24 protein-coding genes and 1 riboswitch are annotated in these 23,364 nt (G+C 73.5%); of the genes, 12 read left to right on the top strand and 12 right to left on the bottom strand.

From position 1 onward, the window contains the following. Nucleotides 1–8 precede the first annotated feature (8 nt). The 3 genes from fgd (at nt 9) to JWP64_RS00460 (ending at nt 2,748) form a co-directional block, all read left to right on the top strand. Nucleotides 9–1,016 carry a glucose-6-phosphate dehydrogenase (coenzyme-F420) gene (fgd, locus tag JWP64_RS00470; protein ID WP_297490832.1) on the top strand — a complete coding sequence of 336 codons (1,008 nt, stop codon included), beginning with the start codon at nt 9–11 and terminating at the stop codon, nt 1,014–1,016. A gap of 119 nt (nt 1,017–1,135) precedes the next feature. Next, the gene (locus tag JWP64_RS00465; RefSeq protein ID WP_297490830.1) at nt 1,136–1,963 is read left to right on the top strand and encodes an NAD(P)-dependent oxidoreductase; all 828 of its coding nucleotides are present in this window, start codon (nt 1,136–1,138) and stop codon (nt 1,961–1,963) included. Beyond that, on the top strand, nt 1,960–2,748 hold the full coding sequence (locus tag JWP64_RS00460) for an enoyl-CoA hydratase-related protein (RefSeq protein ID WP_297490828.1): 789 nt from the start codon (nt 1,960–1,962) through the stop codon (nt 2,746–2,748). The genes JWP64_RS00465 and JWP64_RS00460 overlap by 4 nt, the downstream gene beginning before the upstream one ends. A 57-nt stretch (nt 2,749–2,805) precedes the next feature. Here the strand turns inward: JWP64_RS00460 and JWP64_RS00455 are convergent, their stop codons facing one another. Further along, nucleotides 2,806–3,225, bottom strand: a complete 420-nt coding sequence (locus tag JWP64_RS00455; protein WP_297490825.1) for a DUF4235 domain-containing protein — start codon at nt 3,223–3,225, stop codon at nt 2,806–2,808. A gap of 127 nt (nt 3,226–3,352) precedes the next feature. Between JWP64_RS00455 and JWP64_RS00450 the strand changes: the two genes are divergently transcribed. Continuing rightward, complete coding sequence (locus JWP64_RS00450) at nt 3,353–3,838, top strand: ATP-binding protein (RefSeq protein ID WP_297490824.1); 486 nt, start codon at nt 3,353–3,355, stop codon at nt 3,836–3,838. Nucleotides 3,839–3,896: 58 nt separating this feature from the next. Continuing rightward, nucleotides 3,897–4,106, top strand: a complete 210-nt coding sequence (locus tag JWP64_RS00445) for a hypothetical protein (protein WP_297490822.1) — start codon at nt 3,897–3,899, stop codon at nt 4,104–4,106. 108 nt (nt 4,107–4,214) lie between these two features. On the opposite strand, the gene JWP64_RS00440 is transcribed toward JWP64_RS00445, so the two are convergent. The 6 genes from JWP64_RS00440 to JWP64_RS00415 all read right to left on the bottom strand — a co-directional run bounded on the left by JWP64_RS00440 (nt 4,215) and on the right by JWP64_RS00415 (nt 10,469). Further along, complete coding sequence (locus JWP64_RS00440; RefSeq protein WP_297490819.1) at nt 4,215–5,021, bottom strand: BTAD domain-containing putative transcriptional regulator; 807 nt, start codon at nt 5,019–5,021, stop codon at nt 4,215–4,217. Between the two features lie 254 nt (nt 5,022–5,275). Continuing rightward, nucleotides 5,276–6,244: an ATP-binding protein gene (locus JWP64_RS00435; protein ID WP_297490816.1), complete on the bottom strand. Its 969-nt coding sequence runs from the start codon at nt 6,242–6,244 to the stop codon at nt 5,276–5,278. Further along, a complete protein-coding gene (locus tag JWP64_RS00430; RefSeq protein ID WP_297490814.1) occupies nt 6,241–7,143 on the bottom strand; it encodes an MEDS domain-containing protein in 903 nt (300 codons plus the stop codon). The genes JWP64_RS00435 and JWP64_RS00430 overlap by 4 nt, the downstream gene beginning before the upstream one ends. Before the next feature lie 156 nt (nt 7,144–7,299). Beyond that, nucleotides 7,300–8,895 (bottom strand): acetolactate synthase large subunit, encoded by a 1,596-nt coding sequence (locus JWP64_RS00425; RefSeq protein ID WP_297490812.1) that lies wholly within the window; start codon nt 8,893–8,895, stop codon nt 7,300–7,302. Then, complete coding sequence (locus JWP64_RS00420; RefSeq protein WP_297490810.1) at nt 8,892–9,956, bottom strand: FAD-binding oxidoreductase; 1,065 nt, start codon at nt 9,954–9,956, stop codon at nt 8,892–8,894. Before JWP64_RS00420 ends, JWP64_RS00425 begins: the two co-directional genes overlap by 4 nt. 3 nt (nt 9,957–9,959) lie before the next feature. Then, complete coding sequence (locus tag JWP64_RS00415) at nt 9,960–10,469, bottom strand: OsmC family protein (protein ID WP_297490807.1); 510 nt, start codon at nt 10,467–10,469, stop codon at nt 9,960–9,962. Between the two features lie 94 nt (nt 10,470–10,563). Between JWP64_RS00415 and JWP64_RS00410 the strand changes: the two genes are divergently transcribed. The 5 genes from JWP64_RS00410 to JWP64_RS00390 all read left to right on the top strand — a co-directional run bounded on the left by JWP64_RS00410 (nt 10,564) and on the right by JWP64_RS00390 (nt 13,591). Continuing rightward, the gene (locus JWP64_RS00410; RefSeq protein ID WP_297490805.1) at nt 10,564–11,193 is read left to right on the top strand and encodes a CDP-alcohol phosphatidyltransferase family protein; all 630 of its coding nucleotides are present in this window, start codon (nt 10,564–10,566) and stop codon (nt 11,191–11,193) included. Nucleotides 11,194–11,202: 9 nt separating this feature from the next. Continuing rightward, the gene (gene gcvH, locus JWP64_RS00405) at nt 11,203–11,604 is read left to right on the top strand and encodes a glycine cleavage system protein GcvH (RefSeq protein ID WP_297490801.1); all 402 of its coding nucleotides are present in this window, start codon (nt 11,203–11,205) and stop codon (nt 11,602–11,604) included. 124 nt (nt 11,605–11,728) lie between these two features. After that, the gene (gene garA, locus JWP64_RS00400; protein ID WP_297490799.1) at nt 11,729–12,181 is read left to right on the top strand and encodes a glycogen accumulation regulator GarA; all 453 of its coding nucleotides are present in this window, start codon (nt 11,729–11,731) and stop codon (nt 12,179–12,181) included. 144 nt (nt 12,182–12,325) lie between these two features. Continuing rightward, the gene (locus JWP64_RS00395; RefSeq protein WP_297490797.1) at nt 12,326–12,802 is read left to right on the top strand and encodes a bifunctional nuclease family protein; all 477 of its coding nucleotides are present in this window, start codon (nt 12,326–12,328) and stop codon (nt 12,800–12,802) included. Nucleotides 12,803–13,066: 264 nt separating this feature from the next. Continuing rightward, nucleotides 13,067–13,591 carry a MerR family transcriptional regulator gene (locus JWP64_RS00390; protein WP_297490898.1) on the top strand — a complete coding sequence of 175 codons (525 nt, stop codon included), beginning with the start codon at nt 13,067–13,069 and terminating at the stop codon, nt 13,589–13,591. A gap of 86 nt (nt 13,592–13,677) precedes the next feature. Here the strand turns inward: JWP64_RS00390 and JWP64_RS00385 are convergent, their stop codons facing one another. Continuing rightward, entirely contained in the window at nt 13,678–13,977 is a 300-nt protein-coding gene (locus JWP64_RS00385) for a YiaA/YiaB family inner membrane protein (RefSeq protein ID WP_297490795.1), read from the bottom strand. A gap of 80 nt (nt 13,978–14,057) precedes the next feature. Beyond that, a riboswitch (glycine riboswitch) is annotated at nt 14,058–14,160 on the top strand. Nucleotides 14,161–14,332: 172 nt separating this feature from the next. Here JWP64_RS00385 and gcvP point away from each other — a divergent pair. After that, complete coding sequence (gcvP, locus tag JWP64_RS00380; protein ID WP_297490792.1) at nt 14,333–17,209, top strand: aminomethyl-transferring glycine dehydrogenase; 2,877 nt, start codon at nt 14,333–14,335, stop codon at nt 17,207–17,209. A gap of 37 nt (nt 17,210–17,246) precedes the next feature. Here gcvP and JWP64_RS00375 read toward each other — a convergent pair whose 3' ends face one another. The 4 genes from JWP64_RS00375 to JWP64_RS00360 form a co-directional block, all read right to left on the bottom strand. Continuing rightward, nucleotides 17,247–18,086 (bottom strand): 3-methyladenine DNA glycosylase, encoded by an 840-nt coding sequence (locus JWP64_RS00375; RefSeq protein ID WP_297490896.1) that lies wholly within the window; start codon nt 18,084–18,086, stop codon nt 17,247–17,249. 609 nt (nt 18,087–18,695) lie between these two features. Next, on the bottom strand, nt 18,696–19,742 hold the full coding sequence (locus JWP64_RS00370) for a hemolysin family protein (RefSeq protein ID WP_297490790.1): 1,047 nt from the start codon (nt 19,740–19,742) through the stop codon (nt 18,696–18,698). Then, nucleotides 19,735–21,069, bottom strand: a complete 1,335-nt coding sequence (locus JWP64_RS00365) for a hemolysin family protein (protein ID WP_297490789.1) — start codon at nt 21,067–21,069, stop codon at nt 19,735–19,737. The genes JWP64_RS00370 and JWP64_RS00365 overlap by 8 nt, the downstream gene beginning before the upstream one ends. A 209-nt stretch (nt 21,070–21,278) precedes the next feature. Beyond that, nucleotides 21,279–21,887: a crosslink repair DNA glycosylase YcaQ family protein gene (locus JWP64_RS00360; RefSeq protein WP_366889129.1), complete on the bottom strand. Its 609-nt coding sequence runs from the start codon at nt 21,885–21,887 to the stop codon at nt 21,279–21,281. 483 nt (nt 21,888–22,370) lie between these two features. Between JWP64_RS00360 and coaA the strand changes: the two genes are divergently transcribed. Next, nucleotides 22,371–23,357, top strand: coding sequence for a type I pantothenate kinase (gene coaA / locus JWP64_RS00355; RefSeq protein WP_297490784.1), 987 nt, complete (start codon nt 22,371–22,373; stop codon nt 23,355–23,357). Nucleotides 23,358–23,364: the final 7 nt, after the last annotated feature.

Raw genomic sequence — 23,364 nt, 5'->3', positions numbered from 1 at the left:
ACCCTCAGGTGACCCTGAAGATCGGCTACAAGGCCTCGGCGGAGCAGTTCGGGCCCCGGGACCTGGTGGAGTACGCGGTGCGGGCGGAGGAGGTGGGCCTGGACAGCGTGTGGGTGTCGGACCACTTCCTGCCGTGGCGGCACAACGGCGGGCACGCCCCGTCGGCGCTGACCTGGATGGCCGCGGTGGGGGAGCGCACCAGCCGGGTGCAGATCGGGACGAGCGTGACCACGCCGACGTTCCGGTACAACCCGGCGGTGATGGCGCAGACGTTCGCCACGATGGCGTGCCTCTACGACAATCGGATCATCCTGGGGGCGGGTACCGGCGAGGCGCTCAACGAGATCGCGGTGTCCGGGATGGAATGGCCGGACTTCAAGGAGCGCTTCGCCCGGCTCCGCGAGGCCGTGACGCTGATGCGGACGCTGTGGACCGAGACCAACGTCGACTTCGACGGCGAGTACTACAAGCTGGTCAACGCGAGCATCTACGACCGCCCTGACACCCCGGTCCCGGTCTACATCGCCGCGGGCGGCCCGGTGGTGGCGCGGTACGCCGGCAGGTCCGCGGACGGGTTCATCTGCACGTCGGGCAAGGGCATGGAGCTCTACACCGACAAGCTGCTCCCGGCGGTGGCGGAGGGCGCGGCGAAGGCGGAGCGGGACCCGGCCGAGATCGACAAGATGATCGAGGTCAAGTTCTCCTACGACCGGGACCCCGACGCCGCGCTGGAGAACACCCGGTTCTGGGCGCCGCTGTCGCTGACCGCGGAGCAGAAGCACACGGTGGACTCGGCGGAGGAGATGGAGCGCCTGGCCGACGAGCTGCCGATCGAGCAGGTCGCGAAGCGGTGGATCGTGGCCTCGGATCCGGACGAGGCGGTCGCGCAGGTCAAGCCCTACCTCGACGCGGGGCTCAACCACCTGGTCTTCCACGGCCCCGGCCACGACCAGGAACGGTTCCTCACCCAGTTCTCCGAGGACGTCATGCCGAGGCTCCGCGCGCTCGGGGGCTGAGCCGGGTTTCGGGAGACGACGGTCACTCCGGTGCCTCGTTCCGAACGGTCAGACCTGACTGTTACCGTCCGGTCACCGAGGAACGGGGCGCCGGTGCCCCGTCGGTGAGGAGCAGTGCGATGACGGCGTCACTTCGAGGACGGACGATCCTCATGTCCGGCGGCAGCCGGGGTATCGGGCTGGCCATCGCGGTCGCCGCGGGCCGGGAGGGCGCGAACGTCGCCCTGCTGGCCAAGACGGACCAGCCCGACCCCCGCCTCCCCGGCACCGTGCACACGGCCGTCGCGGAGATCGAGGAGGCCGGCGGGAAGGCCGTCGCGATCGTCGGGGACGTGCGGGAGCCCGCGGACGTCGAGCGCGCCGCCACCACCGCGGCGGAGACGTTCGGCGGCATCGACATCGTTGTCAACAACGCCAGCGCCCTGAACACCTCCGGCACCGCCGAGCTGCCGATCAAGCGCTACGACCTGATGCAGCAGATCAACTCCCGCGGCACCTTCCTGCTCACCCAGACCGCGCTGCCGCACCTGCGGAAGTCCGATGCGGCGCGCATCCTCACGCTCTCGCCCCCGCTGAGCCTGGACCCGAAGTGGCTGGGGAGGTTCCCGGCCTACATGCTCTCCAAGTACGGGATGTCGCTGCTCACGCTCGGATTCGCGGAGGAGTTCCGGGCGGACGGGATCGCCGCGAACTGCCTGTGGCCGGAGACGACGATCGCCACCGCCGCGGTGATCAACCTGCTCGGCGGCGACGAGGCCGCCTCCCGCTCGCGGACGCCGGAGATCATGGCGGACGCCGCGGTGGCAGTGCTCAAGCGCGGCCCCGAGGTCACCGGCCGGACCTTCCTGGACGTCGACGTGCTGGCCGAGGAGGGCGTGACCGACCTGTCCCGCTACGGCGGCGGGGACGAACCCGAGATGGACTTCTTCGTGGAGAGGGACCGATGACCGCCCCGATCACCGCACTGGACGGCCGCGTGCTTCGCTGCCGCATCGCCGCCGGCAAGGCCGGCACCCTCGACGGCGAGGCGATGACCGCCGTCGCCGAGACGCTCCGCGGGCTGGTGACGGCCGAGCAGGCCGCGGAGCAGGGCGTCGGCGCGATCCTGCTGGCCCACGACGGCGGAAGCTTCTGCACCGGCGGGGACGTGCGGGCCTTCGAGGGCGCGGAGGACCGCGGTGCGTACGTGAAGCAGCTCGCGGACACCTTCCACGAGTTCCTCGAGGCCTACGTGCACTGCGCGGTGCCCAGCGTCGCCGGGGTCCAGGGCTGGGCCGCGGGCGCCGGGATGAGCGTCGTGCTGGCCACGGACATCGTCGTCGCGGGCCGCTCGACCAAGCTGCGTCCGGCGTACCCGGGCATCGGGTTCTCGCCCGACGGCGGGATGAGCTGGACGCTGCCCCGCATCGTCGGGCACGGGCGGGCGCGGCAGATCCTGCTGACGGACCAGGTGCTCGAGGCCGACGCGCTGCTGGACACCGGCATCGCCGCGTCGGTGGTCGAGGACGCGGAGCTGGCGGCGGAGGCCGAGCGGACCGCGCACCGCCTCGCCCAGGGCCCGACCGCCGCCCTCGGCCGGATCAAGCGGCTCCTCGCGGACAGCTGGGCCGCGGACCTGCGGACCCAGCTGGACGCCGAGGCCGCCGCGATCTCGGCGAGCGCCTCCGGCGCGGAGGGCGCCGAGGGGCTCGCCTCGTTCGTGGGCAAGCGCGTCCCCCGGTTCCACCAGTAGGGCTTAGGAGGACGCTGAACGACTCGGCCTACTGCGCGGCGCCCAGGCAGCGCCCTCCTAGCCCTTCTTCGACGACGCGGGGATCGGGGTGAGGACCGCCTTCCGGTAGATCTTCATCCCGTACCGGTTCACCGCGGTCCGGATGAGCCCGAAGATCGCGCCCTGCAGCGTCGCCGCGAGGAGCACCTCGCGGGTGCTGTACTTCGGGGACAGCGGCTCCGGGGTCTCGTCCTCGTTGGACAGACGCTTCCAGATCAGGTCGAAGACCTGCCCCGCGATCAAGCCGCCCACCAGCCCGGACACCACGCCGACCGGCTTGTAGGCGAGTCTGAGCGCGCCCGGCAGGTCCTCGCCGGTCGCCTCCACCGTCTCCTCGCGGTGCTCGGGCTCCACCTTCGAGCCGGCCCGGTCCTTCAGCTCCGCGGCCTTCTGGTTGAGCGCGTTCGCGATGTCGCCGGCCTTGTCCGCAATCGTCATGCCCGCGCTTACCCGCTGGTCGGCCGGGTCACACGCCCGGTCGACGGGGTTTGACCTGGGCGGCGGCGGGAATTCCGGGGCAGCACGTCGGCAGGCGCCCGGCTGCCGGACGGAGGAGGGAGATCCCGTGACGTCGCACCGTCCGGCCCCCACCGGGAGCTCCCGCATCGGCACCACCGGAGCGTCCCGTGGTGCCGGCCTCCGGCGCACCCCGCGCCTCGAGCTCCGGCACATGGCGAACCCGCGGGAGCTCGCCCGGATGCGCGCCCTCATCGAGGGGTGGGCGGGCGAGGTCGGCCTCACCGCGGACGAGCTGGTGGACCTGCAGCTCGCGGTGGGGGAGGCGGCGGCCAACGGCGTCGAGCACGCCTACCGCGGCCGCCCGCCCGGGCCCGTCGAGATCGACCTGGAGCTGCGGGACCGGGGGAGCTCCGGCGGCGCCGTCGTCGTGCGGGTGCTGGACCACGGCTTCTGGCGTCCGGCGCCGGTGGAGGCGGGCCCGCGCGGCCGCGGGCTCTCGTTGATCCGGACGCTGTCGGCCGGGCTGGACGTGTCCCCCACGGGCGGCGGCACCGAGGTGTCGTTCGAGATCCCGGTCGACCGTGCGGCCTAGGCCTGCACCGGGACAGGAGCGCCGGTTCGCGAACCGTCCGATCGGGTATCCGGCGGACATGGCCGGGTCCACCCACGACGATCGTCGTCCGCACCGCGTCCGGGCGTGGGTCTCCGCCGGCACCGTTCCCGTCCTGCTGGCCGCGGCCGTCCTGGTGTTCCTGGCCGGCTACCCGGCGTTCAGCGTCGTGCTGGCGGTCCTGGCCGTCTTCGGCGTCGCGGACTCGCTGTACATGGCCCGCCGCCGGAGTCGTTCGCCGGAGAGCTGAGCCGACCGAGCCGGGCCGGGCCGAGCCCGGACCGACCGGGCCCCGACATGCGGAACGGCCCCGGGAACCTGTGCAGGTTCCCGGGGCCGTCGTGCGGGAGGAGGGTGGTCAGCGACCGGGGACCGAACCGCCGGTGACGAGGCGGCGGACGCCGCCCTGGCCGGCGGGCCGGGCCGCGCGCAGCTGCGGCAGCATCACGGCGGAACGCTGGGTCGGGCGACGGAAGCCGCGCATCACGGGCCACGCGGCCGACGGCGGGAACAGGTTGTCCATGCCGGCCGGCACCGGGCCGCCGATGCTGGAGCGCAGCAGCTCCTGGTAGGCGTCGTACTGGGCGACCGCGGCGACGACGTCGCCCTGGGCCAGGTGGGCCTCGATCAGGGCGCGCCGGGCGCTGTCGCGGCTGGGGGCCTGCGCGACGGCGATCTCGGCGATCTCGACGGCGTCGGCGTGCAGGCCGGCCTCGCTGAGCTTGCCGACGAGCTGCTCGAGGGCGGAGAGCCGGAGCTGGCGGAAACGCTCACGCTCGACGGCGATCCAGGGGGAGGTCCACGAGGGCAGGATGTCCTCGCTGAGCAGGTCCACGTGGGGGCGCTCGTCCAGGCGGCCGCCGCCGGCGAAGGCCCGGATGAGCAGCATGGCGTCGGAGAGGTCGACCTCGACGTCCTCGCTCAGCGAGAGCGCGGCGGACTCGTCCTCGGCGCCCTCGAGCAGGCCGGGTACGTCCACGGCGGCGAGGGCCTCGGTGAGCAGCCGGGCCGCGGAGGCGGCGGGCCCCCCGGGCCACAGGTCCGCGGCGAGACCCGCGCGCGACTGGGGCCGCGGGTGCACGGCGAGGTAGGCGACGACGCGACGCGCATCCACACCCAGCGGCACGGTGGCGCCGTCCGAGTGGAGGGTGAACGAACCGAGCACCGTGATGCGGTGACAGGATCGGGTCGCGAAGGATCGACGGTGACCGTCAGACAACATGGGTATCCCCGTAAATGATGGCACGTGGTGGTTCATGTGGTGGCCGCTCGGCACGCCCCTGACGCCTGGGCCGTCGAACAGTGTTCTCCGACCCGCCGGAATTGCCAAGAGGCTGTTTCGTCACAGTTACACGCCGCGATCACGACCACTACGCCGCAGGTACGGCCATCCGAGTGATGGTGCGTAGCGATCATATCTCAGGGTCGCGCGTGCATCCGCACGTGGGTGCCCGAGGCGTCCCGCCAGACGTGCAGCAGGTCGCACAGCTGCCGTGCGATCCACACCCCGCGGCCCCGCGGGTCCTTCGGGTGCGGTGCCTTCAGGCCGGGCAGCCGCTCACCCAGCGTGCCGCCGTCGTGCACCTCGCAGACCAGCTCCGTCGGCGAGGCCCACAGGCACAGCTCCGCGTCCGCCGTCCCGTGCTCGACCGCGTTGGTGGCCACCTCGTTGACCGCGAGCACCAGGTCCTCGCCCCGGGCCCGCTCGAACCCGACCAGCCCGACCGCCGTCTCGACGGCCCCCCGGACGTCGTGCAGCTGCCAGGAGTTGTACGTCAACCGCAGGTCGGGCGGTCCCAGCACGACCGGCGACTGCGCCGGACGGCTCCGCAGGACCTCCACCGGACACCGGTGCGCGGGGTTCTCGCGGAGCTCACCCCCGGCGAGGAGCAGCGCGTGGTTCGCCCGCGCGCCCTCCAGCACCTCCAGGTGCAGCGGGTACGACGGGTAGAAGCAGACCATGGTGACGTCCAGGTCCGCGACCGCCACGTTCAGTGCCGCGTCCAGCTCGGTCCAGTAGCTGCCGTCGGCGCCGTCGAGTCGCTCGTCGTGCACGGCGACGACGGTGACCGCCGGCTCGTCCCGGCACAGCATCCGCAGCTCGCGGCCGCGCAGGGCGGCGGTGGTCTGGCCGGACCCCTCCGCGGCACCGGACACCGAGCTCACCGGGGGGACCGCGGGCGCGAGCGAGACGAGCTCGGCGCTCCCGACGGCGCCCCGGATCGCCTGCTCGACGACACCCGGCACGGTCAGCGCCACCCGCTCCCCGCGGTCGAGCGCCTCGCGGACCAGCGGCACGGCCTGGGCGAGGAGGTCGTCCGTCGTGTCGTGGAACGCGACGGCGTGCCGAAGGGCGAGGCCCGCGGGGGTGCGGGGGGTGACCTTCACTCGGGGTCCTCCTCCTCGGCCACCCCGGGCTCGGGGAGCTCCTCGATGGCCAGCTGCCGGGCGAACGCCGCGCCGCAGCGGTCGAACACGCGCTGGACCCGGGGCCGCACCCCGGTCAGGACGAGCCGGTGGGTGTCCGGGAAGCCCTCCGCCACCTGCACCATGCTCACCGCCGTCGTCACGTCCAGGAACCGCAGGGACGCGAGGTTGAGCACGATGTCGTTCGGGGCGTTCGGCGCGCGCAGGACCTTGTCCAGGTCCCCGAGCAGCAGCGTCGTGATCATGGGCCGGTTGCTGTGGTCGATCTCGCCGGCCAGCCGGGCCCGGCCCAGCCCGGTTCGGGTGATCCGAAGCAGGCCGTCGTCGTAGGCGGCCGGCGCGGTGACCTCCGCACGGTGCACGGCGCGCATCTCCTCGATCTGCTCGTCGGTGTACCGGGTGCGGTCGTAGAGGCACAGGGCGCGGGCCGAGTCCCGCTTGCGCACCACCTCGTCCAGCACCGCGTCGTAGCTGCTCAACGGGATCCCGGCGGGGCGGGCCGCGCCGTAGCTCATCTGGCCGGTCATCCGGAACCCCGCCCAGCCGTCCCGCTCGGAGAGGTCGATGTAGCTGTTCAGCAGCTCCTGGACAGCCGGCAGCGGGGCGTGGAAGGCGCCGCGGGTGACGTCCGAGGTGACGATCTCGAGCTGGCCGCGGCGCAGGGGACCCGCGACCGGGACGCGGTCGTCCACGAGGCGTCCGAGGACCGCGTCCGAGGTCCCGTCGTCGAAGTAGTAGACCTTCTCGCCCCGCGCGAGGCCGGCGGCGAGGAAGGCCGCCGTCAGCTCCCAGAGCTGCTCGTCACTGACCGGCACCGCGCACGCGTGATCGGCGGATGTCAGTTCATCCGTCGCTCCCACCAGTGCGTCCCCGCCGTTCGCGCTGCGTGACAAGTGCTCGTGTGAGCACTGTAAAGCGGACCCCACGGGGCCTGCCGCCCGTTGTGGGGGTGGGCCGCGCCGAACCGTCGACCAGCCGCGACGAGTGGTGAGATCAGCGGTCGGGCGGGCCGGGCCTCAGGGGGCCAGCGGCGGGACGAGGGCCTCCACCAGGTGCGGGCCGGGCTCGGCGGCTGCCCGGCGCAGCGCGTCCGCGAGCTCCTCGGCCGTCGTCACCCGCACCGCCGGAACCCCCATGCCGGTCGCGATCGAGACGAAGTCCAGCCGCGGGTCCCCGAGGTCCAGCAGCCGCCGGGCCGGGGAGCCCGCCGCCGGGGCGGTCGCGCCCACGTTCGCGAGCTCCAGGCGCAGGATCGCGTAGGCGGCGTTGTTGAAGACGATCGTGGTCACGTCCAGCTGCTCGCGCGCGTGCGTCCACAGTGCGGAGATCGTGTACATCGCGCTCCCGTCCGCCTCCAGACACCAGACGGGCCGGTCCGGGCAGGCGACGGCGGCGCCCGTCGCGGCGGGCAGGCCGTAGCCGATGGCCCCGCCGGTGAGGGTCAGCACGTCGTGCCGCGGTGCGCCGGCCGTCATGGCGGGGAGCGCGAAACCGGACGTCACCGACTCGTCGACGACGATCGCCCGCTCCGGCAGCAGCGCCCCGACCACCTGCGCCACGGACTGCGCGGTCAGCTCGCCGCTCGGCAGCCCGGGCCGGGCGGGCCCGGCGAGGACCGGTTCGGCGTCCCCGGCGACGAGGTCCGCGAGCGCCCGCAGCCCGGCCGCGCCCGGGCCGCCGTGCGTGGCCACCTCGTGCACCTCGCAGCCCTCGGGGAACAGCACGCTCGGCGTGTCCGGGTAGCCGAAGAAGCTGACGGGCGCGGCCGCCCCGGCGAGGATCAGGTGCCGGGTGCCGGCGAGCTGGCGCAGCGCGCCCTGCACGGCGTAGGCGAGCCGCTCGAAGGCCGGCAGGCCCGCACCGCGCTCGTGCCGGGCGGGGAAGGTCTCGACCAGGACCTGGGCGCCGGTGGCGGCCGCGATCCGGCTCGCCGCCAGCAGGCCCTCCTCGCGGGTGGCGTCGCCGCCGATCAGGATCGTGCAGCGCTCGCCCTCCGTCATCGAACCCAGCGCCTTCGCCGCGGCCTCCAGCGCGTCGGCGTCCACCGCGCCGCGGCCGAGCGGGGTGCCCGGGGTGACCCCGGCGGCCGCGCCGCCCTCGTCCTCGGTCCAGGAGACGTCCGCCGGCAGGATCAGCGTGGCGACCTGCCCGGCCGCCTGTATCCCGCCGCCGACGGCCGCGGCGACGGCGTCCGCCGCGTCCGGTCCGACCTCCGCCGGGCTCGCGCTGCGCCGCACCCAGCCGGAGACGGTGCCGGCGACCGCGTCGATGTCCGACTCCAGCGGCGCGTCGAGCGGCTTGTGGAACGTCGCGTGGTCCCCGACCACGTTCACCACGGGCGAGCCGGCGCGGCGGGCGTTGTGCAGGTTCGCGACCCCGTTGCCGAGGCCGGGGCCGAGGTGCAGCAGCGTGGCCGCCGGCTTCCCGGCCATCCGGGCGTAGCCGTCCGCCGCGCCCGTCGCGACGCCCTCGAACAGGGTCAGCACCCCGCGCATCTCCGGGACCGTGTCCAGGGCCGCGACGAAGTGCATCTCGGACGTGCCGGGGTTGGCGAAGCAGACGTCCACACCGCCGCCGAGCAGGGTGCGCAGGAGCGCTTCCGCGCCGTTCATGTCGTGTCCTCCGAGGACGGGGAGATGTCGGGGTTGAGGATGCCGTGCGGGTCGAACGCCGCCTTCGCCCGCGCGAGCAGGGCGAGCGTCGCCGGGCCGGTGAGCTCCCGGTGGTGGCGGCGCTCGCTCCGCCCGACGCCGTGCTCACCCGAGATCGGGCCGTCCAGCTCGCGGCCGGCCCGGAAGACCTCGCCCAGCAGGCGGTGGCGGGTGTCGTCGTCGGGCTCGAAGACGGGCAGGTGGACGTTGCCGTCCCCGGCATGGCCGCAGCCCGCCGGCCGGGAGCCGTACCGCTCGGCGACCTCCCCGACCCGCCGCAGGAATTCGGGCATCGCGGCGCGGGACACCACGACGTCGACGATGTCCGCGGCGCCCACCGCGCGGACCGTCCAGAACGCGCGCTCCCGCGCCTCGACGAGCCGGCGCGCGGACGGCCCGGGCAGCACGTGGGCGTCGGTGGCGCCGAGGCCGGCGAGCAGCGTGCCCAGCCGCTCGACGTCGGTGTCGAGCCGGTCCTTCGCGCCGCTCTCCAGCCTCACCAGGAGGTAGGCGTCCGAGCCCGCGCGGACCGCGTCGGGGAGCCCGAGCTCGAGGTCCTCGGCCCGGGTGATCGCGTCCATCGTGGCCGTGTCCAGGTACTCCAGGATCAGCGGCCCGACGCCGGACGCGACGACCTTCGGGACCGCCGCCGCCACCTCGTCGACCGTGGGGAACGGCGCCAGGACGGTGGCCTGGTGGGGGAGCCGGGGGTAGAGGCGCAGCGTGACCTCGGTGACGAGGGCGAGGGTGCCCTCGGACCCGACGATCAGCTGGGTGAGGTCGTGGTTCTCCGTGTCGATCTCCAACACCCGGTTCATCCGGGCGAAGGAGACCACCGGGGCGCCCTCGGCCGCGAGCCGCAGGATCGCCGAGACCTCCGCCGTCGACCCCGGGCGGACGACCGCGCACGGCCGCCGCCAGGTGATCGACAACGCCTCGTCGTGCGAGTGGTCCGCCAGCGCGTCGTCCCCGGTGAGGACGTGCGCCTCCCCGACGACGGCGGCCAGGGCGTCCGCGAGCATCCCTCAGGCCCCGGTGGAGACGCTGACCTCGGTGGCCGGGTTGCCCTTGATCGTCTGCAGGACGACGCAGTAGCGCTCGGTGAGCTTGATCAGCGACGCCACCTGGTCCTGGTCCGCGGAGGTGTCCAACGCGAAGGACAGCCGGATGTCCCGGAAGCCAACCGGGGCCTCCTTGTCCACGCCGAGCGTGCCGCGGAAGTCCAGGTCGCCCTCGGCGTGCACCGACCCGGAGACCTCGAGGCCCATCGACGTCGCGACCGCGCGCAGGGTCACCCCGGCGCAGGCGACGAGCGCCTCCAGGAGCATGTCGCCCGAGCAGAGCTGCGTGCCGTCGCCGCCCGTGGCGGGATGCAGGCCGGCCTCGGCCAGCACCGTCGCGGTCCGCACGCGGCAGGCGACGCCGGTGCCGTCGAGCTCGCCGTCGGCCTTCAGGGTCACGACCGCGGACTGCGGGTCCTCGCGGTACCGCTGCTTCAACGGGCCCTGCACGTTCTTGAGCTTCGTGGCGTCCATGGCCCCATCGTGACCCCGGGAGGGGGCGGAACTCCAGCCGGGCCCGACGATCGCCCGCCCCGACGGCCGGGGTGCCCCTCGGTAGGCTCGGCGCGTGGCAATCCCGGGGACCGGCGAGCAAGACCGGACCGATCGCGTCCTGACCGTCCCGAACCTGCTCAGCGTGCTGCGCCTCGCCGGCGTGCCGCTTTTCCTGTGGCTGCTGCTCGGCCCGCAGGCGGACGGGTGGGCGATCGTCGTGCTCGCCGTGGGCGGGGCGACGGACTGGGCGGACGGCAAGCTCGCCCGGCTGCTGAACCAGTACAGCCGGGTGGGGGAGCTGTTGGACCCCGCCGTCGACCGGCTCTACATCCTCGCCGCGCTGCTCGCCCTCGGCGCCCGCGGCGTCGTGCCGTGGTGGGCGGTGGCGGTGCTGATCGGCAGGGACCTGGTGCTCGGGGTGTGCGTCGTGGTGCTGCGCCGGTACGGCTACGGCCCCTTCCCGGTGACCTACCTGGGCAAGGCCGCGACGTTCCTGCTGCTCTACGCGTTCCCGCTGCTGTTGCTCGGCCAGGCGGACAACGCCTGGGGTCACGTCGCGCTGCCTCTCGGCACGGCCTTCGCGGTCTGGGGCGTGGCGCTCTACCTCTGGTCCGGACTGCTCTACCTGGGCCGGTTCGTGCTCGCGATGCGGGCAGGGCCGGTCGTCGCGGGTGCCGGGGCCGCGCGGGGGACGCCGCGTTAGGCTGCCCGCGTGAGTGCCGAGACTTCCGTCCCCGAGGACCTCAGGTACACCGACGCCCACGAATGGGTGCAGGACCTGGGCGGCGGCGTGGTCCGGGTCGGGATCACCGATCACGCCCAGGACCAGCTCGGCGACGTCGTGTTCGTGCAGCTCCCCACCGTGGGGGACACGATCGCGGCGGGTGCGGCCATCGGCGAGGTCGAGTCGACGAAGTCGGTCTCGGACATCTACGCGCCGGTGGCCGGAGAGGTCGTCGCCGTGAACGACGCGCTCGAGGCGAACCCCGAGCTCGTCAACACGGGCGCCTACGACACGGGCTGGATCGTCGAGCTGAGGCTCGACGACGGGGCGGACGCGCTCGCCGATCTGCTCGACGCGGCCGCCTACCGGCAGCTGACCGACGGGTCCTGACCCACCGGGTCCGGAGCGACACGATAGGTTCGTCCGACATCGTCCGGCGGTGCCGCCACGTGGCCGGCCGGACACGATCCCGGCGAACCGACCGGGACAGACCATCGCAGGAGGAGACCCCGAGGTGACCACGAACGACGGGCCCGGCGTCCCGCCGGAGCGTTCCCCCGAGACCACGTCGGTCTTCCGGGCGGACTTCCTGGCCGACGTCGAGCCACCGGCACAGGATGCGCCGGTCTCCGGTGTCGACGCGCTGCCCCCGGGGTCCGCGCTGCTCGTGGTCAAGCGCGGGCCGAACGCCGGATCCCGGTTCCTGCTGGACCGCCCGACGACGAGCGCCGGCCGCCACCCGGACAGCGACATCTTCCTCGACGACGTGACCGTCTCCCGGCGGCACGCGGAGTTCCGCCGGGACTCCGGCGAGTTCGTCGTCGTGGACGTCGGCAGCCTCAACGGCACCTACGTGAACCGCGAGCCGGTGGACACGGCCGTCCTCGCGAACGGTGACGAGGTCCAGATCGGCAAGTTCCGGCTGGTCTTCCTCACCGGTCCGCGCGAACGCGGCGCGGGGGGCTGACCTCCTCCGACGGTGCGGACGCCCGGCGAGGGCGGTCGCGCACCGGGGGACGAACGCCACCGACGCCCCGTCCGGAGGCGCGCGTTCCCGAGGACTCGCGTGTAGCGTCGACCATGTTGCGACCAGGGGTGAGGAGGCGGGCGCATGAGTGAGATGCGCGTCGTGGGAGTCAGGGTCGAACTGCCCGCCAACCAGCCCATCCTCCTGTTGCGGGAGACGTCCGGTGACCGCTACCTGCCGATCTGGATCGGTTCGGTCGAGGCCACTGCGATCGCCCTCGAGCAGCAGGGGGTCAAGCCCGCCCGACCGCTCACGCACGACCTGCTCAAGGACGTGATCGGCGCGCTGGGCCGGCGGCTGGAACAGGTGCGGATCACGGACCTTCAGGAAGGCACCTTCTACGCCGAGCTGATCTTCGACGGGGGCATCACCGTCTCCGCCCGGCCGAGCGACTCGGTCGCGCTCGCCCTGCGGGTCGGCGTGCCGATCCACGCGGACGAGAGCGTGCTGGCCGAGGCCGGTCTGGTGATCCCGGACGAGCAGGAGGACGAGGTCGAGAAGTTCCGCGAGTTCCTCGACTCCGTGTCCCCGGAGGACTTCCGGGGAGCCCAGCCGGGCTGAGTCTCCGGACCCTCGTCGAACGAGCGCGGGACCCCCGGGGTGCGGCGATCACGGTGTTGATCGACGACACGCCCGGGGGAGCAGGACCGGTGGCGGCGTGGCACGTTGACCCTGGGCGCGCGGCCGCTTACCGTCGGCGGTGACATCATCGAGGCGGTGGTCGTCGGCGCGGGGATCCTTCCCGGTCGCCGCGATCGGGGAAGGAGTGCCGTGGACGGGTCGTCCTCAGACGCCCCCGGACAGGGCGAGCTCTTCCCGGACCCGCTGGTCGGTGAGGGGCTCGACGGGATGCCGGACCAGCTGGTCGGGTTCCGCGGTCCCACGGCCTGTCAGGTCGTCGGCATCACCTACCGCCAACTGGACTACTGGGCCCGCACCGGGCTCGTCGTCCCCTCCATCCGGGGTGCGGCCGGTTCCGGTAGCCAGCGGCTCTACTCCTTCAAGGACGTCCTCGTCCTCAAGGTCGTCAAGCGCCTGCTCGACGCCGGTGTGTCCCTGCAGAACATCCGGGTCGCCGTGGAACACCTGCGGCGCCGCGGGATAAGGGATCTCGCCGGCATCACGCTCTTCAGTGACGGCACCACGGTGTACGAGTGCGCCTCGCCCGAGGAGGTCGTGGATCTCCTGCAGGGCGGCCAGGGCGTCTTCGGGATCGCGGTCTCCGGCGCGATGCGCGAGATCAGCGGCTCGATCAAGGACTTCCCGGTCGAACGTGCGGACGGTGGCACGGTCGACGAGACGCCCGAGGACGAGCTCTCCCGCCGCCGGTCCCGCCGCGCCATCTCGTAACGAACGCCGGTCCCTCTGTCGCGTTGTGGAGCCTTGACGCTTCGGGCCCTGTGATCGCGTTCTGGCTCCGTGGTGCAGAAGCTCGGTCAGGCGGCGTTGCGGAACGGGTCGTGTTCGGCCAGCAGCTTCTCCAGCCTGGCCTGGTCGACGCGGTTCACCACCGTCAGGCTCTCCTGCTTGTCGCGGACGCACTTCGCCAGCGTGAACGCGGACGTCGTCACGTACAGCACCGCGATGCCCAGGAACCCGCGCACCCACGGGTCCGCGGGCAGGTACACGATGCCGACCGCGACGGCGGCCAGCGCCACGGCGAAGGAGACCGCCGCCTGCAGGTGGAAGGCGGCCGTGGTGGCCGGGACCGGAGAACTCTGCCCTGTGCTCGTCATGCCCGGAAGTGTGTCGAGGATCCGCCCGGTGATCCTCCGTGGAACTACGGGAGATGACGTTAAGCTGATCCCGTAGTCGCCGATCCCGCGCGGGAGAGACCCGGCCCGGAGCACTCCGGAGCAGGGCGCCGAAGGAGCAAATCCTCCCCGGAACCTCTCAGGCACCCGGACCGCGTGGGCGAGACGCCTCTGGAAAGCGATGCCGGTCGTCCGCGACCGGCCTCCGCCGACGGGGAAAGCCCTGCTCAGACGGGGTGAATCTCTCAGGCCCCCGGGTATCCGGGGATCGACAGAGGGGGAGGGCAGCACGCCCGTAGTCGTCCTGCCCCACCGTCCCGCCCCCGGAGGCCGTCCTGTGACCGACCCCGTATCGCCGTCCGCCCCGGACCTCTTCGCGCTCGAGGAGAGCACCCCGTTCGTCGACCGGCACATCGGGCCCCGCCCGGCCGAGCTCGCCCGCATGCTCGACGCCATCGGCGCAGGATCCCTCGAGGACCTGGCGGATCGTGCCCTCCCGCCCAGCATCCGAGACACCGAGCCCGTCCCGACATCGATCCCCGCCCCGGCGTCCGAGACGGACATGCTCGCCGAGCTGCGCGGGATCGCCGCCCGCAACACCGTGACCGTCCCGATGATCGGCCTCGGCTACTCCGGGACGCTCACCCCGCCGGTCATCCGGCGGCACGTGCTGGAGAACCCCGCCTGGTACACGGCCTACACGCCGTACCAGCCGGAGATCAGCCAGGGCCGGCTCGAGGCGCTGCTCGCCTTCCAGACGATGGTCGCGGACCTCACCGGGCTCCCCGTCGCCGGCGCCTCCCTGCTCGACGAGGCCACGGCCGCCGCCGAGGCGATGACCCTGCTGCGCCGGGCCGGGAAGTCGAAGAGTTCCCGGTTCGTGGTGGACACGGACACCCTGCCGCAGACGATCGAGGTCCTGCGCACCCGCGCCGTCCCGCTGGGGATCGAGCTGGTGGTCGCGGACCTCTCCGGCGGCCTGCCGGAGGGCGAGCTCTACGGCCTGCTGCTCTCCTACCCCGGCGCCTCCGGGCAGGTCGTGGACCCGCGGAGGTTGATCGAGGAGGCCCACGCGCGAGGCGCACTCGTCGCCGTCGCGGCGGACCTGCTCGGCCTCACCCTGCTCACCCCGCCCGGGGAGCTCGGCGCGGACGCGGCCGTCGGCACCACGCAGCGCTTCGGCGTCCCGCTGGGCTTCGGCGGGCCGCACGCGGGATACCTGTCGGTGCAGCAGCAGTTCGCGCGCCAGCTGCCCGGCCGGCTCGTCGGCGTCTCCCGGGACGCGGACGGCAACCCCGCGCTGCGGCTCGCCCTGCAGACCCGGGAGCAACACATCCGCCGGGAGAAGGCGACGTCGAACATCTGCACCGCGCAAGTGCTGCTCGCCGTCGTCGCGGCCTGCTATGCCGTCTACCACGGCCCGGAGGGGCTCAAGCGGATCGCGCTGCGGGCCCACCGGATGGCGTCGGTGCTGGCCGGTGGCCTGCGGGACGGTGGCGTCGAGGTCGTGCACGACGGGTTCTTCGACACCGTCGTCGCGTCGGTGCCCGGTCGCGCGGCGGACGTCGTGGCGGCCGCGCACGACGCCGGCATCGCGCTGCGCCTGATCTCCGACGACGAGGTGGGCGTCTCCTGCTCCGAGGTCACCACGGTCGCGCACCTGACCGCGGTGTGGCAGGCGTTCGGCGTGACCGTCGCGGACGTCGCGGCGCTCGACGCGGGCACGGCGGACGCGCTGCCGTCGTCGCTGGTCCGCGATTCCGGGTATTTGACCCACCCGACGTTCCACGAGTTCCGGTCCGAGACCTCGCTGATGCGCTGGCTGCGCCGCCTCTCCGACGCGGACCTCGCGCTGGACCGGACCATGATCCCGCTGGGCTCCTGCACGATGAAGCTCAACGCCGCCGCGGAGATGGAGCCGATCACCTGGCCCGAGTTCGCGGACCTGCATCCGTTCGCCCCGGAGGCGGACACGGAGGGCTCGCTGGAGCTCATCGCGCAGCTGGAGCGCTGGCTCGCGGAGCTGACCGGCTACGCCGCGGTCTCGGTGCAGCCCAACGCCGGCAGCCAGGGCGAGCTCGCCGGGCTGCTCGCGATCGCGGCCTACCACCGCTCCCGCGGAGACGACCGGCGGGCCGTCTGCCTCATCCCGTCGAGCGCGCACGGGACCAACGCCGCGTCCGCCGTCATGGCCGGGATGCGGGTCGTGGTGGTCGGGACCGACGCGTACGGGAACGTCGATCTCGACGACCTGCACGCGAAGATCGACGCGCACCGGGACGCACTCGCCGCGCTGATGATCACCTACCCGTCTACCCACGGGGTGTACGAGACCGAGGTGCGCGCCGTCTGCGACGCGGTGCACGAGGCGGGCGGGCAGGTCTACGTCGACGGCGCGAACCTGAACGCGCTGGTCGGGCTCGCCCGGCCGGGTGCCTTCGGCGGCGACGTCAGCCACCTGAACCTGCACAAGACGTTCTGCATCCCGCACGGCGGCGGTGGCCCCGGCGTCGGCCCGGTGGCCGTCGCCGAGCACCTGGTGCCCTTCCTGCCGGGCCGCGGCGTCGTGGGTGCGGTCTCCGCCGCGCCGCACGGGAGCCCGGGCGTGCTGCCGATCTCGTGGGCGTACATCCGGATGATGGGCGTCGACGGCCTGCGCCGCGCCACCCTCACCGCGGTGGCCGCCGCGAACTACGTCGCGAAGCGGCTCGGCGAGCACTACCCGGTCCTGTACGCCGGCCGGGACGGGGCCGTCGCGCACGAGTGCATCCTCGACCTGCGGGGGATCACCAAGGAGTCCGGCGTGACCGTCGACGACGTCGCGAAGCGGCTCGCGGACTACGGCCTGCACGCACCGACGATGTCGTTCCCGGTGGCCGGCACGCTGATGGTCGAGCCGACCGAGAGCGAGGACCTCGCGGAGATCGACCGCTTCGTCGACGCCATGATCGGGATCAGGGACGAGATCCGCCGGGTGCAGGCGGGGGAGTGGCCGGTGGACGACAACCCCCTGCGCGGCGCCCCGCACACCACGGCATGCCTCGGCGACAAGTGGGACCACCCGTACTCCCGGGACCTCGCCGCCTACCCGACGGGGGCCGTCCCCGGGGTGCACGACCGCAAGGTGTGGCCGCCGGTCCGCCGGATCGACCAGGCGCACGGGGACCGCAACCTCGTCTGCTCCTGCCCGCCGATCGAGGCCTACTCGGACTGATCGTCCCCGTCCTGATCTTCACGAACGGCACTCTCGCTCAGACCTGGTGAGCGAGAGTGCCGTTCGTGCGTTCCGGGGCCGGCGCGATGAGGCGCTCGCAGAGGCCGAGCAGGCGCTCCCGGAGCGGGGCGGCGCGTTCCGCGAATCCGGCCTGGGCCCTGGCGTACTCCGCCCGACCCGCCGGCGTCTCGATCGCGACCGGTGGGTAGCCGTGGTCCGCGAGGTCGTAGGGGCTGGCGCGCATGTCCAGCTCACGGACCTCCGCGGCGAGGGCGAAACAGTCCCCGAGCAGCGACGACGGGGTGGCGGGCAGCAGCTTGTAGGCCCACTTGTAGAGGTCCATCGTCGCGTGCAGGCAGCCCGGCTGCTCCATCGCGACCTGGTCCTCGCGGGTCGGCGCGACCGCGTTGCGGGCCCGGGCCGCGGCGGTGAAGAAGCGGAACGCGTCGTGGTGCGTGCAGTGCACGGACATCGACTCGACGACCTCGTCCGTCCCGGCCGGGCCGAGGCGTAGCGGCACGGCGTCGTGCCGCGGCTGCTCGATGCGGTAGACCATCGCCCACTCGTGCAGCCCGAAGCAGCCGAGCCGGGCCGGGCGGGACGCGGTGGCGCGCACCAGGCCGTGCACGAAGCCGGCGGTGTCCCGCAGCCGGCGGGGGAGCAGCGCGGGATCGAGCACGATCCCGTCGCCGTCCGGGCGGTAGCCGGGCTGCTCCGCGAACTCGGCGGTGTCCCCGAGGAGCCGGACGCCCGGGCCGGGATGCCACTGCTCGAGCCGCGACGGGCGCAGCGAGTAGTAGGTGAACAGGAAGTCCTGCACGGGGTGCGACTCGCGTCGCCGGCGGCGCTCCCGGTGCGGGACGGTCCAGCGCTCCATCCGGGCACGGTGCTCCGCGGCGGCGGCCCGCCACTCGGGCTCCGCGAGCGTCACGACGTCCCGGGGCACGGCATCGATGGTACGGATGCCGGATGCGCGGCCGCCGGCACACAGGTCCACCCCCGACTCGGCCTCGCCGCAGATCCCCAGGACGCGCGGCTCCAGCCCTCCCCCCGCAGGGTGCGCTGCGAGGCCCCGCGAGTCGGGCTCTGCGATCCGCGAGTCGCGAGTCCCCGGGGGCGGGGCAGGCGATCCGAGCGGCACCCGGAGGCGCGGCCGTCGCTGCATGATCGCGAATCGGGCGGCAAAACGTACCCGGTGAGTACGAATCGCCGCCCGGTTCGTGGTCATCCCCCTACCTAGGGGCGGACCGATGCCCGGAGCGCGATCCGGAGGCAGGGTTGCTCCGAATCCAGGTCCCTGGCCCGCCGGTCCCCGGCTCGAGTCGCCTGGCGCTACACCACGACTCGACCCGTCTCGGCTCGCGACCCGCCCGGTTCCGGACTGCGACTCGCGGAGTCGCGACCCCGACTCACGCGGCTCCAGGTCCCGACTCGCACGGTCCGAGAGCGCGACTCGCGGGGTTCCGGAGCGCGACTCGCGGCGACCTCAGCCGTCGGACGTGTGAGTCGCGTCCCGGACCGTCCCGACGTAGTGCTCGATCAGGTCCTCCATCGCCACCAGGCCGACCGTGGCGCCGGCCTCGTCGACCGCCCGGGCCAGGTGGGCCCGGGAGAAGCGCAGCGCGGCGACGGCCTCGTCGAGCCGGGCGTCCGCGGGCACCTCGGGCAGGCCGCGGATGCGGCCGTGCGGGATGACGGCGGACGGGTCGTCGACGACGTCCAGGATGTCCTTGACGTGCAGGTATCCGGTGAAGCGGCCGTCGTGCGCGCGGAGCGGGAAGCGGGAGAACCCGGTCTCGCCGACCGCCTGCGCGACGTCGCCCACGCGGGGCTGCGGGGGCAGGCTCACCACGTCCCCGGGCGGGACGAGGACGTTCGCGACGGTGGTCTCCGCGGACCGCAGGGTGCGCGCGATCCGGGTGGACTCCTCGTCGTCGAGCAGGCCCTCGCGCTGCGAGTCCGCGATCATCTCGGACAGCTCCCCCGAGGTGAACGCGCTCTCCAGCTCGTCCTTCGGCTCGATCCCGAGCAGCTTGACCACGCTGTTCGCCATCCGGTTGAACAGCTCGATGAACGGCCGCATCGCCGTCGTGAACATCAGGAACGGCGGGACCAGCAGGATCGCGGCGCGTTCGGGGCCGGCGATCGCCACGTTCTTCGGGACCATCTCGCCGAGCAGGATGTGCGCGACGCTGACCAGGGCCAGCGAGAGCGCGAAAGCGATCGGGTGCAGGAACGTCTCGGGGATGTGGAGCCACTCGAGCGGGACCTCGACGAAGTGCGCCACGGCGGGCTCGCCGAGCCGGCCGAGCAGCAGGGATGCGATCGTGATGCCCAGCTGGGACGCCGCGAGCATGCGGGAGATGTCCCCGCTGGCCCGGAGCACGGTGCTCGCCCCCGCGACGCCGTCGTCCGCCATCGTCTGCAGGCGGTCCTTGCGCGCGGAGATCAGCGCGAACTCCGCCGCGACGAAGAACGCGTTCGCGCCGAGCAGCAGGATCGCCGCGAGTAGGGAGAGCAGGTCGCTAGCCACGGGCCGCCTCCTCGGTGCGGGCGGGGGCGAGCCGCGCCAGGCGCAGCTCGGCCACGCGGTTGCGGTCCCGGCGCATCACGGTCAGCCGCCAACCCTCGACGCTGACGTCGTCCCCGACGTCCGGGATCCGGCCGAGCCGTTCGAGCACCAGCCCGGCGAGCGTCTCGTACTCGCCCTCGGGCATCCGGAAGCCGGTGGCCTCGTCGATCTCGTCCGCGCGCAGCAGCCCGGACACCATCCAGCTGCCCCGGCCGAGCGGCCGGACCCGGGCCTGCTCGGCCCGGTCGTGCTCGTCGCGGACGTCCCCGACGATCTCCTCGATCAGGTCCTCGAGCGTGACGATCCCGGCTGTGCCGCCGTACTCGTCCATCACCACGGCCATCTGCAGCCCGGCGCGCAGCCGGACCAGCAGGTCGTCGCCGTCGAGGGACTCCGGCACGATCTCCGAGTCCTGGACGAGCCCGCGCACCGGCGTGCCGTCCCGCTCACCCGGCGGGACCCCGAAGGCCTGCTTGACGTGCACGAGGCCCAGCACCGAGTCCGGGTCCCCGTTGTGCACAGGGAAGCGGGAGAAGCCGCTGCGCCGGGAGAGGTTGAGCAGGTCCGCGACAGTGTCGTCTTCGCTCAGCGTCTCGACGCGCACGCGCGGGGTCATCAGGTCCTCCGCGACGCGGTCCGTGAACCGCAGCGAGCGGTCCAGCAGCTCGGCGGTGCCCTCGTCGATCGTGCCCTGCTGGGCGCTGGACCGGACGAGCGAGCTGAGCTCGTGCGGGGACCGCGCGGACCGGAGCTCCTCGGCCGGCTCGACACCCAGGCGGCGCACGACGGCGTTCGCGGACGAGTTCAGCGCGTCGATCAGCCAGCGGAACGCGTGCGCGAACCCGCTCTGCAGCCAGACGACGGCGCGCGCGGTGGCCAGCGGCCGGGCGATCGCGATGTTCTTCGGCACCAGCTCGCCGAACACCATCGACAGCGTCGTGGCGATGGCCAGGGCCAACCCGGTGGCGACGCCGCCGGCGAGGCCCTCGGACATCCCGAGCCCGGTGAGCCCGGGGCGGATCAGCTCGGCGATCGCGGGCTCGGCGACGTAGCCGGTGGCCAGCGTGGTGACGGTGATGCCGAGCTGGCTGCCGGAGAGCTGGAACGAAAGGGCCCGGTGGGCGCGCTGCACGCTGCGGGCCCGGCGGTCCCCGACCAGGGTGACGTGCGAGTCGACCTGGCTGCGCTCCAGCGCCGTCAGGGAGAACTCGGACGCGACGGAGATCGCGGTGCCGAGGGTCAGCGCGGCGACGGCCAGGAGCCCCAGCAGGGAGAGGAGGACGCTCATCGGGTCAGCTCGCTGTCGAGCGGCGACCCCGGGGGAGTGCGCCGCCGGACGGTGGGGCGGGGGTGGACGGGGAGCCGGGTCATGCGACCCGGCCGCCTACTGCAGCCCGGCTCGGCGGGACGTGCGGAGGGCACGGGAACTCCATGGATCTCGGTCCCCCCGGGAGCAGAACCCGGAGGAAGGTACGTCCGCCGAGTGTAGGGCTCGCCTCACCGGACCTGCATCCGCACACGCACCGCCCCGCGCGTCCGGCCGATACGCCCGGCTTCCTCGTCGAGCGCCGGGCGGTCCGCGGCGGCCAGCGGCCGGAACGGCTCGACCGTGATCTCCAGCGCGGATCCCTTCTGCCGGGTCGGCCAGGTGCCGGCCACCTCGCCGCCGGCGACCACGACGCCCGGCGGGCCGAGCGACCGCCACACCGCGCACCGCCGCGCCCGGTCCGGCACCAGGACCTCCCGGTCCCGGCCCTGCAGGTACGGGTCCGACGGCCTCAGGAGCCGGACGCCGCCGGGGGGCGGGCCCGCGCTGGTCAGCGCCTCGACCTGGTCCGGCGGGCACAGCGCGGCGCGGCCTTCGACCTCGACGGGGACGAGGTCCGCGGGCAGGTGGGGCCGCACTGCCGTCGCCGTGGTCCCGAGGAAGCCCGCGACGTCCGCGGGGGTGGCCGGGGCGAAGAACCGGAGGTATCCGGCGATCACCGACGAGGGGTCCGCGGCGTCGTCCGCGGGCGCGCCGGGACGGCCGGGATGCTCGGCGACCATCGGCCGGGCTCCGGCCCGGAGCCGCCGGCCAGGGCCGCGGCCGCAGCAGCTGCTCACCCACGTGGTGAACGTCGCAGGGTGCGCACCACGGGGCGAGGGCTCCCGGTACCCGGGCGGTCACCGCGCTGCTGAGCTCGGCCTTCGGGAGTGCGAGGCCGCCGCCCCACCGAGCTCCTGCCCACCGGGACCCAGCGCCGGGAGGTCCCGCAGCCCGGGCCGCCGGTCCACCACAGGCCCTGCGCGCCGAGGCGGTGCGCGAGGACCGCCTGCGGTCCAGGACGAGTGGGCTGCCGGTCACGCGGACATCGTGCCCGGCGCCCACGACGAGAACGAGTGGCGCCGCCCACGTCCGCGCGGCCGATCGCCCCCGCCACGTCTAGGTTGGACCACCATGTCGGTGGTTCACGACGAGCGACGGCCGCTCGGGACCGGCGCCCTCCGCGGGCGTCCGGCTTCCGTGGTCCCGTCATGAGCGCCGCCGACGACCCTCCGAACACCCCTCCTCTTCCCGATGCCCTCGATCCCGGACCAGGTGCCCACATGTCCGCAACGACGCAGGCCGTGCCCTTCGCGAGCGCGCTCGCGAAGGGCACGCCCAAGCAGGGCAGCTCCTCGCCGTTCGTGGACTTCGACCGCGAGGCGTGGGCCAGGCTCGGCTCCGCGACCCCGCTGCCGCTCACCGCGGAGGAGCTGGAACGGATCCGCAGCCTCGGGGACGACATCGACCTCGACGAGGTGCGCGAGGTCTACCTCCCGCTGTCCCGGCTGCTGAACCTGCACGTCCAGGAGGGCGGCCGGCTCTACCGCGCCTACCGCACGTTCCTCGGCGGGAAGGCCGCGCGGACGCCGTTCGTCATCGGGATCGCGGGTTCGGTGTCCGTCGGGAAGTCGACGACGGCCCGCCTGCTGCGCCTGCTGCTCGCGCGGTGGCCCCAGCACCCCCGGGTCGAGCTGATCACCACCGACGGCTTCCTGCACCCGAACCGGGTGCTCGAGGCCCGGGGCATCATGGCGCGCAAGGGCTTCCCGGAGTCGTACGACCGCCGCGCCCTGCTCCGGTTCATCACCGAGATCAAGGCCGGCAAGGCCGAGGTCACCGCGCCGATGTACTCCCACCTGGTCTACGACATCGTCCCGGACCAGCGGCTCGTGGTGCACCGGCCGGACATCCTGATCGTCGAGGGCCTCAACGTGCTGCAGCCGGCGGCGAGCGGGAGCGCGCTGACGATCAGCGACTTCATCGACTTCTCGGTGTACGTGGACGCCGCCACGTCGGACATCCGCAGCTGGTACGTCAACCGGTTCCTCAAGCTCCGCGAGACCGCGTTCCGGGACCCGGCGTCGTACTTCCGCCGCTACGCCGCGCTGGACACCGAGGCCGCGATCCGGCACGCGGAGGGGATCTGGGCCACGATCAACGGCCCCAACCTGGAGGAGAACATCCTCCCGACGCGCAGTCGGGCGAGCCTGGTTCTGACCAAGGGCGCGGACCACGGGGTGAGCCGGATCCGGCTGCGGAAGGTCTGAGTCGGGC

The organism is Pseudonocardia sp. (genome assembly GCF_025465255.1).
In the GTDB taxonomy this organism is placed as follows: domain Bacteria; phylum Actinomycetota; class Actinomycetes; order Mycobacteriales; family Pseudonocardiaceae; genus Pseudonocardia.
Note: the sequence above shows the minus strand (reverse complement) of the source record. Positions and strands in the feature narration are given on the sequence as shown.